The sequence below is a fragment of the Vibrio sp. Vb0349 genome (assembly GCF_033338975.1).
Map to the genome: position 1 here is coordinate 1 of NZ_JAWOTS010000425.1, position 1,058 is coordinate 1,058.

The window sequence follows — 1,058 nt, forward strand, 5'->3', positions numbered from 1 at the left end:
CGCTGTGGTCGTAGAATTACCATCACTATAAGTAACGGTAGCTGACAATATGCCAGTATCACCTTTAAACACAGCGCTTGGCACACCAGATATTGAAGCCAATATTGGCAATATAGGTTCAATAAACGTGATTTCTAAGTAGGTACCAGATGGGTTAGCGAGAACTTCTAATATTTTGGTAAGTTGGGCCAACTTAAACTCCGATACTGGTTGCGGTACCAGCAATCCAAAATTAGAAGGCGTAACCAGCCATAGATTCGATGGAGTGATCAGTCTCGATTGGTACGACTCGACATTGTAGATATTGATAACTAAGTGTCTTGGCCTTGGTGATGAATACTGTATCCCTACTCCATTACCTACGACTTGCTCAATGACCAATGTATATGAATCGTAAGTGCCAGCCGTTTGCATTGCCTGCAAAATGGCCATGTAGTTTTCGGCAAAGAAATCGCGGTTAAGTCCGGTAAGCACCGGAAATGTGTTGTTATCGTAAAGCAAGTAACCAAATGGTTTTGAACCAACCATTTCAGAATTCATCTGAACTAACTCATCAATGATCACTCGCTGCTTAGCTGTGAGGGTTATATTATAGAAAAACTCGCACGCTTCATCGTTTCGAAATAACTGCGTCATTTCCCCTCCAATTAAGCATCAGTAATAATCACATTCTCTACAGGCAAATCCGGAATGAATTTTACGTTATAGGGTGTTTTATAAATGCTTTCCGACCAACTGGTTCCATCATCTAACGAATACTCGGCTTTGATGTTTGACGCATACAAAGCATCACGGTTTATTTCAAAATACTTTTCTGGTTCGATATCCATTCCGATCCAAAAAAACGCATCAAAGTTGGCAAGAAACTTACTCACAATGTCATCTTGGTTATCGACCACCGCATTTGTGTTTCTTGATTTAGTGAGAGTGAGCTTCCACAAAATCGGCTTTTCTTCTTTTGCGGTCCATCGGTAAGTCTCAACGCCACCCTTGGTTAGAACAATGTTTTGCTCGATATCACCGACCATGTAGGTACTCGCAACCACAGCCGTTTTTTC

The 1,058-nt window shown here is 41.3% G+C and carries 1 protein-coding gene and 1 pseudogene; both read right to left on the reverse strand.

Annotation, left to right across the window (positions count from 1 at the left end; all coding sequences use genetic code 11):
• Nucleotides 1–636 (reverse strand): hypothetical protein (locus tag R7Q47_RS26340; RefSeq protein WP_318090273.1); only part of this gene is annotated, 636 nt, incomplete at its 3' end.
• 11 nt (nt 637–647) lie between these two features.
• Nucleotides 648–1,058: pseudogene (locus tag R7Q47_RS26345) on the reverse strand (hypothetical protein); the annotation flags it as partial.